The sequence below is a fragment of the Mycolicibacterium sp. ND9-15 genome (genome assembly GCF_035918395.1).
Classification (GTDB): domain Bacteria; phylum Actinomycetota; class Actinomycetes; order Mycobacteriales; family Mycobacteriaceae; genus Mycobacterium.
Genome location: NZ_CP142362.1, coordinates 2818786 through 2834077 on the forward strand (window position 1 = coordinate 2818786; position 15292 = coordinate 2834077).

Genomic DNA, 15292 nt, shown 5'->3' on the forward strand with positions numbered 1-15292 from the left:
CTGAGCTTGTGCGCGAAAAAACGCCGAAACTTCGAACACAAGCTCAGATTCGGGCATGGCCGGCGGAGAACCGTCGGGAACCGTGGTTCGTTGGTCTAGCGGTAGCCTGAACTATTCCAACCGCGCACATGTTGGACAGAACTAACGGCCGTAGGCGGCCGAACGACGACGGATAGTTGATGAATCGGAAAAATGTCATCCGCACGCTGACCGTGATCGCGGTCATGCTGCTGCTGGGCTGGTCGTTCTACTACTTCAGCGACGACACGCGCGGCTACAAGCCCATCCCCACGTCGGTGGCGGTGGCCCAGATCAACGGTGACAACGTCAACAGCGCGCAGATCGACGACCGCGAACAGCAACTTCGGCTGGACCTCAAGAGCGGCAACAGCGACACCGAGAACAGCGACAAGGTCATCACCAAGTACCCGACCGGGTACGGCGCGACGCTGTTCGACGCGCTGCAGGCCAAGAACGCCGAGATCAACACGGTGGTCAACCAGGGCAGCATGCTCGGCTCGCTGCTGATCTACCTGCTGCCGCTGCTGCTGCTGGTCGGCCTGTTCGTGATGTTCTCCCGCATGCAGACCGGGGGCCGGATGGGCTTCGGCTTCGGCAAGTCCAAAGCCAAGATGCTCAACAAGGACATGCCGAAGACCACCTTCGCCGATGTCGCCGGCGTCGACGAGGCCGTCGAAGAGCTCTACGAGATCAAGGACTTTCTGCAGAACCCGTCGCGATATCAGGCGCTGGGCGCCAAGATCCCCAAGGGCGTGCTGCTGTTCGGGCCGCCCGGAACCGGTAAGACGCTGCTGGCCCGTGCCGTCGCCGGCGAGGCCGGGGTGCCGTTCTTCACGATCTCGGGTTCGGACTTCGTCGAGATGTTCGTCGGAGTAGGCGCTTCCCGGGTGCGCGACCTGTTCGAACAGGCCAAGCAGAACAGCCCGTGCATCATCTTCGTCGACGAGATCGACGCGGTCGGCCGTCAGCGCGGCGCCGGCCTCGGCGGCGGCCACGACGAACGCGAGCAGACGCTCAACCAGCTGCTCGTCGAGATGGACGGCTTCGGCGACCGCCAGGGCGTCATCCTGATCGCGGCCACCAACCGGCCCGACATCCTCGACCCCGCGCTGCTGCGCCCCGGCCGCTTCGACCGCCAGATCCCGGTCTCCAACCCCGACCTTGCCGGCCGCCGCGCCGTGCTCAAGGTGCACTCCGCGGGCAAGCCGATCGCCCCCGACGCCGACCTCGACGGGCTGGCCAAGCGCACCGTCGGCATGTCCGGCGCCGACCTGGCCAACGTCATCAACGAGGCTGCGCTGCTGACGGCCCGGGAGAACGGCACCGTGATCACCGGCCCCGCGCTCGAAGAGGCCGTCGACCGCGTCGTCGGCGGACCGCGCCGCAAGAGCCGCATCATCAGCGAACACGAGAAGAAGATCACCGCCTACCACGAGGGCGGACATACGCTCGCGGCGTGGGCGATGCCGGACATCGACCCGATCTACAAGGTGACCATCCTCGCCCGCGGCCGCACCGGCGGCCATGCAATGGCGGTGCCCGAGGACGATAAGGGCCTGATGACCCGTTCGGAGATGATCGCCCGGCTGGTGTTCGCGATGGGCGGACGGGCGGCCGAGGAACTGGTGTTCCGCGAGCCGACCACCGGCGCAGTCTCCGACATCGAGCAGGCCACCAAGATCGCCCGCGCGATGGTCACCGAGTACGGCATGAGCTCCAAGCTCGGTGCGGTGCGCTACGGCACCGAGCACGGCGATCCGTTCCTGGGCCGCACCATGGGCACCCAGCCCGACTACAGCCATGAGGTCGCGCAGATCATCGACGACGAGATTCGCAAGCTCATCGAGGCGGCCCACACCGAGGCATGGGAAATCCTCACCGAGTACCGCGATGTGCTCGACACGCTAGCGGGCGAACTGCTGGAAAAGGAGACGCTGCACCGGCGCGAACTCGAAGAGATCTTCGGCGACGTGAAGAAGCGCCCGCGGCTGACGATGTTCGACGACTTCGGTGGCCGCGTGCCGTCGGACAAGCCGCCGATCAAGACACCGGGTGAGCTCGCGATCGAGCGCGGCGAGGAGTGGCCGAAACCGGTGCCTGAACCCGCGTTCAAGGCCGCCATCGCCGCGGCGAGCAAGGCCGCCGAAGCCACCAAGGTCGCCGACGGTGCGAACGGGACGAACGGCAACGGTTCCTCCGCGACCCCCCCGACGCAGCCGGACTACGGCGCACCCGCCGGCTGGCACGCTCCGGGCTGGCCGCCGCCGCCGCAACAACAGCAACAGCCGCAACAGCAACAGCCGCCGGTCCAGCAGCCACACGGCTACTGGTATCCACCGCCCCACCAGGGTTGGCACAATCCCAACGCCGCCGGTGCTCCGCCGCCCTACCCGCCGTATCAGCCCTACCCACAGTCCGGCCAACCCGGCGCTCACGGGACCCCACCCCAACCGAACGAGGACCAGGGTCAGGACAACAGCCGGCGCAACGGCTGACAGGCCCGCCCAGGTTCACAGGAGGCTCCATGGCGCAGTCGCAGCACAACTCTGTCACGTTCAGCCCCGCAGAGTTCGACCAGCAGCGCGCGGAAGCCGCGGTCCGCGAACTTCTGCTCGCCGTCGGGGAGGATCCGGACCGGCATGGGTTGGAGTCGACCCCGGCGCGGGTGGCGCGCGCGTACAAGGAGCTGTTCGCCGGGCTCTACATCGACCCGGATTCGGTGCTGGATACCACCTTTGACGAGCAGCACGACGAACTGGTGCTCGTCAAGCAGATCCCGATGTACTCGACCTGCGAGCACCACTTGGTGTCGTTCCACGGGGTCGCGCATGTGGGCTACATCCCGGGCCAGGACGGCCGTGTCACCGGGTTGTCCAAGATCGCCCGGCTGGTCGACCTCTACGCGAAACGACCGCAGGTGCAGGAACGGCTCACCGGGCAGATCGCCGACGCGATGATGCGCAAACTCGATCCGCGGGGGGTGATCGTCGTGGTCGAGGCCGAGCATCTGTGCATGGCGATGCGTGGAGTGCGGAAGCCGGGCGCGGTGACGACCACGTCGGCCGTGCGCGGGCAGTTCAAGGTCGACGCGGCATCGAGGGCCGAGGCGCTGGACCTGATCCTGCGCAAGTGAACCCTCCCAGCCCTATGGCCCCTCCGGCATCGCAGGTGCGAGTCATGGGGGTCGTGAACGTCACCGACGACTCCTTCTCCGACGGTGGGTTGTTCCTCGATCGTGACCGGGCCGTCGAGCACGGGCTGGAACTGGCCGCCCAGGGAGCGGCGATCGTCGATGTGGGCGGCGAGTCCACCCGTCCCGGCGCTACCCGCATCGATCCCGAAGTCGAGAAGTCGCGGGTGTGCCCGGTCATCCGGGACCTCGTCGCGCAGGGCGTCACCGTCAGCATCGACACCATGCACGCCGAAGTCGCACGGGCGGCGCTGGAAAACGGCGCCCAGATCGTCAACGACGTCTCCGGCGGCCGCGCCGACCCGGGCATGGCTCCGCTGCTCGCCGAAGCGAAAGTGCCTTGGGTGCTGATGCATTGGCGATCCGTCGGCGCGGACCGGCCGCACGCGGTGCCCGCCTACCGGAACGTCGTCGACGAGGTGCGCACCGAACTGCTCGCCAGCGTGGCCACCGCGGTGGCCGCCGGCGTCGACGCGACCAACCTCGTCATCGATCCCGGGCTCGGTTTCGCCAAGACCGGCGAACACAACTGGGCACTGCTGCGTGCGCTGCCCGAGTTCGTCGCCACCGGCATCCCGGTGCTGGTCGGCGCATCGCGCAAACGCTTCCTGGGCACGTTGCTGGCCGGTCCCGACGGCCAACCGCGCCCGCCCGACGGTCGGGAAACCGCGACGGCGGTGATCTCCGCGCTGGCCGGCCTGCACGGCGCCTGGGGGGTGCGGGTGCACGACGTGCGCGCCTCGGTGGATGCGATCAAGGTGCTGGGGGCCTGGACTTCCGGCGGGCAGGAGCGGAACGACCGGGGGATGGACGGTGCCTGACCGAATCGAGTTGCGCGGGTTGAAGATACGCGGTCAGCACGGTGTCTATGAGCATGAGCGGCGCGACGGCCAGGACTTCGTCGTCGACATCACGGTGTGGCTCGACTTGGCCGCCGCGGCGGTCGGCGACGACCTCGCCGACACCCTGGACTACGGGACGCTGGCGCAGCGGGCGGCCGACATCGTGGCCGGTCCGCCGCGGCAACTGATCGAGACGGTGGCCGGCGAGATCGCCGACGACGTCATGACCGATGAGCGCGTGGACGCCGTCGAGGTGGTCGTGCACAAGCCGGCCGCGCCGATCCCGCTGACTTTCGCCGACGTCGCGGTCGTGGTCCGGCGATCGCGCCGCGGCAGTGGCGGTGACCTTTGACCAGAGTGGTTCTTTCGATCGGGTCGAACCTCGGCGACCGGTTGGCGATGCTGCGTTCGGTCGTCGACGGGCTCGGGGCGACGTTGCGCGCGGTGTCGCCGGTCTACGAGACCGCGCCTTGGGGCGGTGTCGACCAAGGACCGTTCCTCAACGCCGTGGTCATCGCCGACGACCCCACGCTCGACGGCCGCGGGTGGCTGCGCCGCGCCCACGAGTTCGAGCGGTCCGCCGAGCGGGTGCGCGCGCAACGGTGGGGTCCGCGCACACTCGACGTGGACATCGTGACCTGCCGCGCCGATGGCCGCGAGCTGATCTCGCACGACGCCGAGCTGACGCTGCCGCATCCGCGGGCCCATCAGCGCGCGTTCGTGCTCATGCCCTGGCTCGCGGTCGAGCCGGACGCCGTGTTGACCGTGGCTGGGCAGCCGCGCCGGGTGGATGAGCTGCTCGCCGCGCTCGACTCGACCGAACGCGACAGTGTCCGCCACACCGACCTGGTGCTGCGCTGATGGGGCCGACCCGCTGGCGGGACCTCACGGCGGCCGCGGTGCTCACCGCGGTCGCGGGCTATCTACTCCTGCTCCTGCTGTACCGCTGGTTCCCGCCGATCACGCTGTGGACGGGCATCTCGTTACTCGTCGTCGCGATTGCCGAAGCCGGTTGGGGGTTTCAGGTTCGGGCCAAGATCAACGACGGCGAGATCGGTGTCGGATCCGGCCGGCTGGATCCTCTCGCGGTGGCGAGGTCGGTGGTGGTCGCCAAGGCCTCGGCGTGGGTGGGTGCGCTGATGCTCGGATGGTGGTCGGGCGTCCTGGTCTACCTGCTGCCGCGCCGCTCGACTTTGCGCGTCGCCGCCGAGGACACCGCGGGCGCCGCGGTGGCGGCGGGGTGCGCACTGCTGCTGGTTGTTGCCGCGCTGTGGTTGCAGCATTGCTGCAAGTCTCCGGGCGAGCCACCGGAGAACGCCGATGGGGCAACGGAATAACGGAGTTCCGGGGGACGCGTGGCCGAATCGCCGATGAGGCGACACGCGGAGTGACCAGTGACGGGTACAGTCGCCCCCATGACCGGTCCGACCCGCAGCGCCCGGTATCGGCGCGGCACCCGCAGGCCGGGTTGGATGCTGTTGACCGCGTTGCTGGTGTTGGCGATCGCGGCCAGCTCGGCCCTGGTGTTCACCAACCGGGTGGAGCTACTGAAGCTCGCGGTCATCCTCGCATTGTGGGCGGCGGTGGTCGCGGCGTTCGTCTCCGTCATCTACCGACGTCAAAGCGACGTCGACCAGGCCAAGGTGCGTGACCTCAAGCTCGTCTACGACCTGCAGTTGGACCGCGAGATCTCGGCGCGGCGGGAGTACGAGCTGTCGCTGGAGACCCAGCTGCGCCGCGAACTCGAGGCGGAGGTGCGCGCCCAGGCCGCCGACGAGGTGGCAGGGTTGCGTGCTGAGCTGGCCGCGCTACGGACCCATCTGGAGATCCTCTTCGATACGGACTTGTCGCAGCGCCCCGCGATCGAGACCGAGCGGACCACGGTGCGCGCCTACAGCGACTGGGCGCGCGACGCGGAGACGACGGGCCGCGTCAGCAGCAGCCGCATCGACGAATACCGCCCTGACATCGAGGAGCGAACCGAGGAGAGCCCGATCATCGACGTCCCCGCCGAACCGCAGCCGGCCGAGTTCGATTGGGAGACAAGGTCGGATGCGCGTGGGGCGCACCGCAGATCCACCGACGCCGACTGGGGACGGCAGCCGGCGGAGGAATCCGCCCCGTGGACTCCACCGCCGCCGCCACCACCGGGGCCCGAGCCCGTGCCGGTCGCGCCCACACACCCGACACCGCCACCGCAGACGCCCGCTCCCGAGCCGTCGTGGGCGAGCGAGTGGCAGCCCGCACCCGCCGATGGCCAGTGGATTCCGCCGGGCGCCCCCGGCAGCAACTGGGTGTCGGGCATCGATGGAGCGCCGACGGAATACGTCGGCAGGCGGCGCGCCCCCGAAGCCCCCGAAGATGTAGCCCAGCACGCGGTCGCTCATCCGACCATGTCGGCGCCGCCACCCGAACCGCGGCGCGGCAGGCATTCCGCCCCGCCGGACGGCGGCGCTCCCGGACACCCCGCGCCGCCCACGCTGGCCGCCGAACCAGCGCAGGCGCCGCCCCATCCGGCGCCGGCCAGCGAGCGGTCTCGTCACCGCAGCCCAGATGACGCAGACACTGCCGGTCAGTCCGTCGCAGAACTGTTGGCCCGGTTGCAAGCCAGCCCGACCCCGGGTCGGCGTCGGCGCCGCCGCGAGGAGTGAGTTAGTCTCGTAAGGCCCGTCCGGTACCCGCATCGCAGGACCGGAACGAACACTCATCAACTCTCAGCGAGGTCGACTTCATGGTCTCCATGGGGACCCCACCTGACGGATTCCGTCCGGCGCGGCTCAGTGTCGGCATTATTTCCGCAGGTCGCGTCGGTTCCGTGCTGGGCGTCGCCCTAGAGCGTGCCGAGCATGTCGTGGTGGCGTGCAGCGCGATCTCACATGCCTCGCGCGACCGCGCGCAGCGCCGGTTGCCCGACACCGCGGTGCTTCCGGTCGACGAGGTGGCCGGCCGTGCCGAACTGCTGCTGCTCGCGGTGCCGGACGCCGTGCTCGCGGAGTTGGTGTCGGGTCTGGCGGCGACGGGGTCGGTGCGGCCCGGCACGATCGTCGCGCACACCTCGGGCGCGAACGGCATAGGCGTGCTGGCGCCGCTGGCGGAGCAGGGCTGCGTTCCGCTGGCGATCCACCCGGCGATGACCTTCACCGGCACCGACGAGGACATCGAACGGCTGCCCGACACCTGCTTCGGGGTGACCGCCGCGGACGAAGTCGGATACGCGATCGCCCAGTCGCTGGTGTTGGAGATCGGCGGGGAACCGTTCCGGGTCCGGGAGGACGCCCGCACGCTGTACCACGCCGCGCTGGCGCACGCGAGCAACCACGTGGTGACCGTGCTCCTCGACGCGGTCGAGGCACTGAGATCCGCGTTGTGGGGCCAAGAGTTGCTCGGGCAGGAACTGGTCGGCGACGCGCCGGGAGGCATCGCGGAGCGGGTCGTCGGCCCGCTGGCGCGCGCCTCGCTGGAGAACGCGCTACGACGCGGTCAGGCGGCGCTCACCGGTCCGGTGGCGCGCGGCGACGCCGTCGCGGTCTCGGATCATCTGGACGCGTTGACGGAGGTGAATCCCGAGTTGGCACAGGCATATCGGGCGAACTCGCTGCGCACCGCCCAGCGCGCGCACGCGCCCGGTGAGGTGTTCGCTGCACTCAGGCCGGGGGCGGGCCGATGACCCGACGTAAACCTCAGTTCACCGCGGGCGAATTGAACGTCTACGCCTACCCGGCCGACGTCTCGGCCGTCACCCGGGCGCTGCGCGGCACCGGTCGCCGCGTGATGCTGGTGCCGACGATGGGCGCCCTGCACGACGGTCATCTCGCCCTGATCCGCGCCGCCCAGCGCGTCCAGGGCGCCGTCGTGGTGGTGTCGATCTTCGTCAACCCATTGCAGTTCGGGGCGGACGAAGACCTCGACGCGTATCCGCGCACGCTCGACGACGATCTCGCCGTACTGCGCGCGGAGGGCGTCGAGATCGCGTTCACACCGAGCGTCGCCGACATGTATCCGAACGGCACCCGCACGTCCGTTCGGCCCGGGTCTCTCGGCTTGGAGCTCGAAGGGTCGGCTCGGCCAACGCATTTCGAGGGTGTGCTGACGGTGGTGCTCAAGCTGCTCAACATCATCCATCCCGACAGCGCGTTCTTCGGGGAGAAGGACTACCAGCAGTTGGCGTTGATCCGTCAGATGGTCACCGACCTCAACGTCGGCGTCGCGATCGTCGGCGTGCCGATCGTGCGGGAGGCCGACGGGTTGGCGATGTCGTCGCGCAACCGCTATCTCAACGCGGAGGAGCGTGAACACGCCGGCGCGTTGTCGGCGGCACTGCTGGCGGGAATGTATGCCGCGGGAGAAGGGATTGCGGCCGCGCTCGACGCGGCACGCGCGGTGCTCGACGAGGTGCCGGCCATCAAGGTCGACTACCTCGACGTGCGCGACCCGATGCTCGGGCCTGCACCGGAACTGGGGGCGGCTCGCATGCTGGTGGCCGGCCGGCTCGGAAGCACCAGGCTGCTGGACAACATCGCCATAGACATCGGGTTGCCCTCGGGCCCCGGCCCGGACGTCCCATTCGACGAACACGAACTTCCCTGGAGGAATTGATGTTACGAACGATGCTGAAATCGAAGATTCACCGTGCCACGGTCACGAAGGCGGACTTGCACTACGTCGGGTCGGTGACCATCGACGCGGACCTGATGGATGCGGCCGACCTGCTCGAGGGCGAGCAGGTGACCATCGTCGACGTCGACAACGGCGCACGGCTGGTGACCTACGCGATCACCGGTGAGCGCGGCAGCGGTGTGATCGGGATCAACGGCGCCGCAGCCCATCTCGTGCATCCCGGAGATCTGGTGATCCTGATCGCCTATGGCTCGATGGAAGATGCTGAGGCCCGGACGTACCAACCGCGGGTCGTGTTCGTCGACGCCGACAACAAACAGGTCGACCTCGGGCACGACCCCGCCTTCGTACCGGCCGATGCGGCCGAACTGATGTCGCCACGGTAATTGCGGTGTTACTAGCGATCGACGTCCGCAACACCCACACCGTCGTAGGTCTGGTGTCGGGCTCGGGGGATCACGCGAAAGTCGTGCAGCAGTGGCGGATTCGCACCGAATCCGAAGTCACCGCCGATGAGCTGGCCCTGACCATCGACGGCTTGATCGGCGACGACTCCGAACGGCTGACCGGAGCTGCCGGCCTCTCGACCGTCCCGTCGGTGATGCACGAACTGCGCGAGATGCTCCGGCAGTACTGGCCGTCGGTGCCGCATGTGCTGATCGAGCCGGGCGTGCGCACCGGGATTCCGCTGCTGGTGGACAACCCGAAGGAAGTCGGAGCCGACCGCATCGTCAACTGTCTCGCCGCCTACCACAGGTTCGGCACCGCGGCGATCGTGGTCGACTTCGGCTCGTCGATCTGCGTCGACGTGGTCTCGGCGAAGGGCGAGTTTCTCGGCGGCGCGATCGCGCCGGGTGTCGAGGTGTCCTCCGATGCGGCGGCGGCCAGGTCGGCGGCGCTGCGGCGCGTCGAACTGACCCGGCCTCGGTCGGTCATCGGGAAGAACACCGTCGAGTGCATGCAGGCGGGCGCGGTGTTCGGGTTCGCCGGGCTGGTCGACGGGCTGGTGCAGCGCATCCGCGACGACGTCGAGGGTTTCGCCGGCACCGACATCGCCGTGGTCGCCACCGGACACACCGCGCCACGCTTGCTGCCGGATATGCGCGCCGTCCAGCATTACGACGAGCACCTCACCCTCGACGGGTTGCGATTGGTGTTCGAGCGGAATCGCGACAACCAGCGCGGCCGCCTCAAGAAGGGGATGTCGGTGTAGTTGGTTGCGTTCGGCGCGACCAACGACACCAGAATCTCTTCACTAGGCTGGCACGACGTGACCGCATCTGACCCGCCCCGGACCGCACCGGCAGCGGCCGCGACATCCGAGCCTGACATTCCGGAGCAGTACCGGATTCGTCAGGCAAAGCGTGAGCGACTGCTCGCCGAGGGGCGTGACCCGTACCCGGTCGAGGTCGCGCGCACCCACACCCTCGCCGATATCCGCCAGGACTATCCCGGCCTGGCGGCCGACACCGAGACCGGCCAGGTCGTCGGTGTCGCGGGTCGGGTGATGTTCGCCCGTAACTCCGGCAAGCTCTGCTTCGCCACGCTGCAGGAGGGTGACGGCACTCAACTGCAGGTGATGATCAGCCTGAACAAGGTCGGACAGGAATCGCTGCAGGCGTGGAAGGCGGACGTCGACCTCGGCGACATCGTGTTCGTGCGGGGTGAAGTGATCAGCTCTCGTCGCGGGGAACTTTCGGTGTTGGCCGATTCCTGGCAAATCGTCTCCAAAGCCTTGAGGCCGCTGCCGGTGACGCACAAGGAGATGAGCGAAGAGTCGCGGGTCCGCCAGCGTTACGTCGATCTGATCGTGCGACCCGAGGCTCGATCTATTGCCCGCCAGCGGGTCGCGGTGGTGCGTGCGCTGCGATCGGCGCTGGAGCGGCGCGGATTTCTCGAAGTCGAGACGCCGATGCTGCAGACTGTCGCCGGTGGCGCGGCGGCACGACCGTTCGTGACGCACTCCAATGCGCTCGATACGGACCTGTATCTGCGAATCGCCCCGGAACTGTTCCTCAAGCGGGCACTGGTAGGCGGATTCGAGCGTGTCTTCGAGTTGAATCGGGTGTTTCGAAACGAAGGTGCGGATTCCACCCATTCACCGGAATTCGCGATGCTCGAGACATATCAGGCTTACGGTACGTACGACGATTCGGCGCTCATGACCAGAGAGCTTATTCAAGAGGTCGCCGACGAGGCCATCGGAACACGTAGCGTGCCATTGCCCGATGGCACTACCTACGATCTGGACGGCGAATGGCAGTCCGTCGAAATGTATCCATCTCTGTCAGAAGCGCTGGGCCAAGAGATCACTCCGGCAACGCCCGCCGACAAGTTATGGGCTATCGCGGATCGGCTCGAAGTCGAGATTCCGCGTGATCGGGGCTACGGCCACGGGAAATTGGTCGAGGAACTCTGGGAACACACCGTCGGGAACACGCTGTGGGCGCCGACCTTCGTCCGCGACTTCCCCGTCGAGACGACGCCGCTGACCCGCCCGCACCGCGGTATTCCGGGCGTCACCGAGAAGTGGGACCTCTACATCCGGCGCTTCGAGTTGGCCACCGGTTATTCGGAGCTGATCGACCCGCTGATCCAGCGCGAGAGGTTCGAAGCCCAAGCCAGGGCGGCGGCTGCCGGCGACGACGAGGCGATGGCTCTCGACGAGGATTTCCTGACGGCGCTGGAGTACGCCATGCCGCCCTCTACAGGTACGGGGATGGGCATCGATAGATTGATGATGGCGTTGACCGGACTATCGATTAGAGAGACGGTTTTGTTCCCGATTGTTCGGCGCCACGGCAACTGAACGCAGCGACATTCCGATCATGTTGAAATAGCGCATACAAATATGGCAGATTGGTGCCGGGTTCGAGGGACTTAACTGCGATCATGTGATCGCGAAGAAGGGCGTGTGCCATGGCGAAGAAAGTCACAGTTACCTTGGTCGACGATTTCGACGGCGAAGGTGCGGCTGACGAGACTGTTGAATTCGGTCTCGACGGCGTGAGCTATGAGATCGATCTTTCTTCCAAGAATGCCGCGAAGCTGCGGAATGACTTGAAGCAATGGGTCGACGCCGGTCGCCGCGTCGGCGGTCGTCGGCGTGGACGCACGGCAGGCTCGAGTCGTGGGCGAGCGGCGATCGACCGTGAGCAGAGTGCCGCGATTCGGGAGTGGGCGCGTCGTAACGGGCACAATGTGTCGACGCGCGGCCGAATTCCCGCCGACGTGATCGACGCCTTTCACGCGGCGACCTAGCGGCGGTCGTCACTGCCTGTTCGCTAGCCGCGAACCTGCTGCGCCAGCGAACAGGAAACGAATCACCCCGGCGATGCGTTGCTGTTCGGTAGCGACGGGTATGCGGCCTATGCGCGTTTATGCCCAGGGCTGTCCGCTCAGAGCAGACCGGCGGGCGGGACGCGCCGCCCCGCTGCCCACTACAGTGGATGGTAGGTGCGGTGTGTTACTCGAGACCGTTGGGCGCGCATGGCACCGACCTATTGATGGAGAGCAGGTAACCACCGATGTTTGAGAGATTCACCGACCGTGCCCGCAGGGTCGTCGTCCTGGCTCAAGAAGAGGCCCGGATGCTCAACCACAACTACATCGGCACCGAGCACATCCTGTTGGGACTTATTCACGAGGGTGAGGGCGTAGCGGCCAAGTCGCTGGAATCGCTGGGCATCTCGCTGGAAGGCGTGCGCAGCCAGGTCGAGGAGATCATCGGCCAGGGCCAGCAGGCGCCGTCGGGTCACATCCCGTTCACCCCGCGCGCCAAGAAGGTGCTGGAACTGAGCCTGCGCGAGGCGCTGCAGCTGGGCCACAACTACATCGGCACCGAGCACATCCTGCTCGGCCTCATTCGTGAGGGCGAGGGTGTCGCCGCCCAGGTGTTGGTGAAGCTGGGCGCCGAGCTCACCCGCGTGCGGCAGCAGGTCATCCAGCTGCTGAGCGGCTACCAGGGCAAGGAGACCGCGGAAGCCGGCACCGGCGGCCGCGGCGGTGAGGCGGGCAGCCCGTCCACCTCGCTGGTGCTCGATCAGTTCGGCCGCAACCTGACCGCGGCCGCGATGGAGGGCAAGCTCGACCCGGTCATCGGCCGCGAGAAGGAAATCGAGCGGGTGATGCAGGTGCTGAGCCGGCGCACCAAGAACAACCCGGTACTGATCGGCGAACCCGGCGTCGGCAAGACCGCCGTCGTCGAAGGGCTGGCGCAGGCCATCGTGCACGGCGACGTGCCCGAGACGCTGAAGGACAAGCAGCTCTACACCTTGGACCTGGGGTCTTTGGTGGCCGGCAGCCGTTACCGCGGCGATTTCGAGGAACGCCTGAAGAAGGTGCTCAAGGAGATCAACACCCGCGGCGACATCATCCTGTTCATCGACGAGCTGCACACGCTCGTCGGTGCCGGTGCCGCCGAGGGCGCGATCGACGCCGCCAGCATCCTCAAGCCGAAGCTGGCCCGCGGCGAGCTGCAGACCATCGGCGCCACCACGCTCGACGAGTACCGCAAGTACATCGAGAAGGACGCCGCGCTGGAGCGGCGGTTCCAGCCGGTCCAGGTGGGCGAGCCGACAGTCGCGCACACGATCGAGATCCTCAAGGGACTGCGCGACCGGTACGAGGCGCACCACCGGGTGTCGATCACCGACGGCGCCATCGCGGCCGCCGCCACCCTGGCCGACCGCTACATCAACGACCGGTTCCTGCCGGACAAGGCGATCGACCTGATCGACGAGGCGGGTGCCCGGATGCGGATCCGCCGGATGACCGCGCCGCCAGACCTGCGCGAGTTCGACGAGAAGATCGCCGACGCGCGCCGGGAGAAGGAGTCCGCGATCGACGCACAGGACTTCGAGAAGGCGGCGAGTCTGCGCGACAAGGAGAAGCAGCTGGTCGCGCAGCGGGCCGAGCGTGAGAAGCAGTGGCGCTCAGGTGATCTCGATGTCGTCGCCGAGGTCGATGACGAGCAGATCGCCGAGGTGCTCGGAAACTGGACCGGCATCCCGGTGTTCAAGCTGACCGAGGAGGAGACGACTCGGCTGCTGCGCATGGAGGATGAGCTGCACAAGCGGATCATCGGGCAAGAGGATGCCGTCCGTGCTGTTTCGAAGGCGATCCGCCGCACCCGCGCCGGCCTGAAGGACCCCAAGCGCCCGTCCGGTTCGTTCATCTTCGCCGGGCCCTCCGGTGTCGGTAAGACCGAGCTGTCCAAGGCGCTGGCGGAGTTCTTGTTCGGGGACGACGACGCGCTCATCCAGATCGACATGGGCGAGTTCCACGACCGGTTCACCGCCTCGCGGCTGTTCGGCGCCCCTCCGGGCTACGTCGGTTACGAGGAGGGCGGCCAGCTCACCGAGAAGGTGCGCCGCAAGCCGTTTTCCGTCGTGTTGTTCGACGAGATCGAGAAGGCCCACCAGGAAATCTACAACAGCCTGTTGCAGGTCCTGGAGGACGGCCGGCTGACCGACGGTCAGGGCCGCACGGTCGACTTCAAGAACACCGTGCTGATCTTCACGTCGAACCTGGGCACCAAGGACATCTCGAAGGCGGTCGGCCTGGGCTTCACCCAGGGCGGCGGTGAGAACGACTACGAGCGGATGAAGCAGAAGGTTCACGACGAGCTCAAGAAGCACTTCCGGCCGGAGTTCCTCAACCGCATCGACGACATCATCGTCTTCCACCAGTTGACCGAGGACGAGATCGTCCGCATGGTCGACCTGATGATCACGCGGGTCGGCAAGCAGCTCAAGGCCAAGGACATGGAGATGGAGCTGACTCCCAAGGCGAAGTCGCTGCTGGCCAAGCGCGGTTTCGACCCGGTCTTGGGTGCTCGGCCGCTGCGCCGGACCATCCAGCGCGAGATCGAGGACCAACTGTCGGAGAAGATCCTGTTCGACGAGATCAGGCCCGGTCAGCTCGTCACGGTCGACGTTGACAACTGGGACGGCGAAGGCGCCGGCGAGGACGCGGTGTTCACGTTCGCGGGTGGGCCCAAGAAGCCGGCCCCGGTGGCCGAGCCCGACCTTGCCCAGGCCGGCGCGGCCGGTGCTGCCGGCCCGGCCGAATAGCAGCGTCAAGGCCGAAAGACGGGCGGTACCCCAAGCGGGTGCCGCCCGTTTTCCGTGCCGAAGTCTGTCGGGCGTGCGGATTCATACGCGACGGCGGATCAGAGCGCACACTCGATGTGTGGCCTTCGCCGCGCATCGCTGGACCCAATGGATAGGATGTGCGATGTTATCGGCGGGCGAAGGAATCTGGTGAGAATCCAGAACGGTCGCGCCACTGTGTCAAGTCAGACCCGACGCTCGCCGACGGCTCGACCCGATGCACGGCTCGCCGTGCGGGAACTGGGACGCGAAATCCCGGAAAGGACACCGACATGACCTCTCCCGACGCCCGTAAGAGCGTTGCGCCCGCGCTGGACTTCTCCGCCACCAAGGCGGTGATGTGGCTGACGCTCACCGCATTCTTCGCCCTTCTGGTCCTCTACTTCGTCGGCCTGGACCAGGGTGCGACGTCGGTGTTCGGCAACAACACCGTCATCCACGAGTTCGTGCATGACGCCCGCCACTTGCTCGGCTTCCCCTGCCACTGATCTCCGGAGGCAGCCGACACG

Annotated in this window: 15 protein-coding genes; all 15 read left to right on the plus strand. The window is 67.4% G+C overall.

Features of this window, described 5'->3' with window-relative positions; all coding sequences use genetic code 11:
• The first annotated feature begins 179 nt into the window (after positions 1-179).
• The 15 genes from ftsH (at position 180) to QGN32_RS13835 (ending at position 15271) form a co-directional block, all read left to right on the plus strand.
• Positions 180-2516 carry an ATP-dependent zinc metalloprotease FtsH gene (gene ftsH, locus QGN32_RS13765; protein ID WP_326544937.1) on the plus strand — a complete coding sequence of 779 codons (2337 nt, stop codon included), beginning with the start codon at positions 180-182 and terminating at the stop codon, positions 2514-2516.
• 29 nt (positions 2517-2545) lie between these two features.
• On the plus strand, positions 2546-3154 hold the full coding sequence (gene folE / locus QGN32_RS13770) for a GTP cyclohydrolase I FolE (protein WP_326544938.1): 609 nt from the start codon (positions 2546-2548) through the stop codon (positions 3152-3154).
• A gap of 35 nt (positions 3155-3189) precedes the next feature.
• Positions 3190-4032: a dihydropteroate synthase gene (folP, locus tag QGN32_RS13775; protein ID WP_326549065.1), complete on the plus strand. Its 843-nt coding sequence runs from the start codon at positions 3190-3192 to the stop codon at positions 4030-4032.
• Positions 4025-4405, plus strand: coding sequence for a dihydroneopterin aldolase (gene folB, locus QGN32_RS13780; RefSeq protein WP_326544939.1), 381 nt, complete (start codon positions 4025-4027; stop codon positions 4403-4405). The genes folP and folB overlap by 8 nt, the downstream gene beginning before the upstream one ends.
• Complete coding sequence (gene folK, locus QGN32_RS13785; RefSeq protein ID WP_326544940.1) at positions 4402-4914, plus strand: 2-amino-4-hydroxy-6-hydroxymethyldihydropteridine diphosphokinase; 513 nt, start codon at positions 4402-4404, stop codon at positions 4912-4914. Before folB ends, folK begins: the two co-directional genes overlap by 4 nt.
• Positions 4914-5390 (plus strand): DUF3180 domain-containing protein, encoded by a 477-nt coding sequence (locus QGN32_RS13790; protein WP_326544941.1) that lies wholly within the window; start codon positions 4914-4916, stop codon positions 5388-5390. The genes folK and QGN32_RS13790 overlap by 1 nt, the downstream gene beginning before the upstream one ends.
• A gap of 78 nt (positions 5391-5468) precedes the next feature.
• Positions 5469-6704: a DUF6779 domain-containing protein gene (locus QGN32_RS13795; protein WP_326544942.1), complete on the plus strand. Its 1236-nt coding sequence runs from the start codon at positions 5469-5471 to the stop codon at positions 6702-6704.
• An 80-nt stretch (positions 6705-6784) separates the two neighbouring features.
• Positions 6785-7720: a Rossmann-like and DUF2520 domain-containing protein gene (locus QGN32_RS13800; RefSeq protein ID WP_442791703.1), complete on the plus strand. Its 936-nt coding sequence runs from the start codon at positions 6785-6787 to the stop codon at positions 7718-7720.
• Positions 7717-8649, plus strand: a complete 933-nt coding sequence (panC, locus tag QGN32_RS13805; protein WP_326544943.1) for a pantoate--beta-alanine ligase — start codon at positions 7717-7719, stop codon at positions 8647-8649. Before QGN32_RS13800 ends, panC begins: the two co-directional genes overlap by 4 nt.
• On the plus strand, positions 8649-9056 hold the full coding sequence (gene panD, locus QGN32_RS13810; protein ID WP_326544944.1) for an aspartate 1-decarboxylase: 408 nt from the start codon (positions 8649-8651) through the stop codon (positions 9054-9056). Before panC ends, panD begins: the two co-directional genes overlap by 1 nt.
• Positions 9057-9061: 5 nt before the next feature.
• Positions 9062-9883, plus strand: a complete 822-nt coding sequence (locus tag QGN32_RS13815) for a type III pantothenate kinase (RefSeq protein ID WP_326544945.1) — start codon at positions 9062-9064, stop codon at positions 9881-9883.
• A 57-nt stretch (positions 9884-9940) separates the two neighbouring features.
• On the plus strand, positions 9941-11479 hold the full coding sequence (gene lysS / locus QGN32_RS13820) for a lysine--tRNA ligase (protein ID WP_326544946.1): 1539 nt from the start codon (positions 9941-9943) through the stop codon (positions 11477-11479).
• A gap of 110 nt (positions 11480-11589) precedes the next feature.
• A complete protein-coding gene (gene lsr2 / locus QGN32_RS13825) occupies positions 11590-11931 on the plus strand; it encodes a histone-like nucleoid-structuring protein Lsr2 (RefSeq protein ID WP_326544947.1) in 342 nt (113 codons plus the stop codon).
• A gap of 266 nt (positions 11932-12197) precedes the next feature.
• The gene (gene clpC1, locus QGN32_RS13830; RefSeq protein ID WP_326544948.1) at positions 12198-14744 is read left to right on the plus strand and encodes an ATP-dependent protease ATP-binding subunit ClpC; all 2547 of its coding nucleotides are present in this window, start codon (positions 12198-12200) and stop codon (positions 14742-14744) included.
• Between the two features lie 311 nt (positions 14745-15055).
• Positions 15056-15271, plus strand: a complete 216-nt coding sequence (locus QGN32_RS13835) for a CbtB domain-containing protein (RefSeq protein WP_326544949.1) — start codon at positions 15056-15058, stop codon at positions 15269-15271.
• The last annotated feature ends 21 nt before the right edge of the window (positions 15272-15292 follow it).

Coding starts and splice junctions, on each gene's coding strand:
- panD (WP_326544944.1), top strand. CDS start 8,649: ATGTTACGAACGATGCTGAAATCGAAGATTCACCGTGCCACGGTCACG.
- panC (WP_326544943.1), top strand. CDS start 7,717: ATGACCCGACGTAAACCTCAGTTCACCGCGGGCGAATTGAACGTCTAC.
- folE (WP_326544938.1), top strand. CDS start 2,546: ATGGCGCAGTCGCAGCACAACTCTGTCACGTTCAGCCCCGCAGAGTTC.
- ftsH (WP_326544937.1), top strand. CDS start 180: ATGAATCGGAAAAATGTCATCCGCACGCTGACCGTGATCGCGGTCATG.
- QGN32_RS13835 (WP_326544949.1), top strand. CDS start 15,056: ATGACCTCTCCCGACGCCCGTAAGAGCGTTGCGCCCGCGCTGGACTTC.
- clpC1 (WP_326544948.1), top strand. CDS start 12,198: ATGTTTGAGAGATTCACCGACCGTGCCCGCAGGGTCGTCGTCCTGGCT.
- QGN32_RS13790 (WP_326544941.1), top strand. CDS start 4,914: ATGGGGCCGACCCGCTGGCGGGACCTCACGGCGGCCGCGGTGCTCACC.
- QGN32_RS13795 (WP_326544942.1), top strand. CDS start 5,469: ATGACCGGTCCGACCCGCAGCGCCCGGTATCGGCGCGGCACCCGCAGG.
- lsr2 (WP_326544947.1), top strand. CDS start 11,590: ATGGCGAAGAAAGTCACAGTTACCTTGGTCGACGATTTCGACGGCGAA.
- QGN32_RS13800 (WP_442791703.1), top strand. CDS start 6,785: ATGGTCTCCATGGGGACCCCACCTGACGGATTCCGTCCGGCGCGGCTC.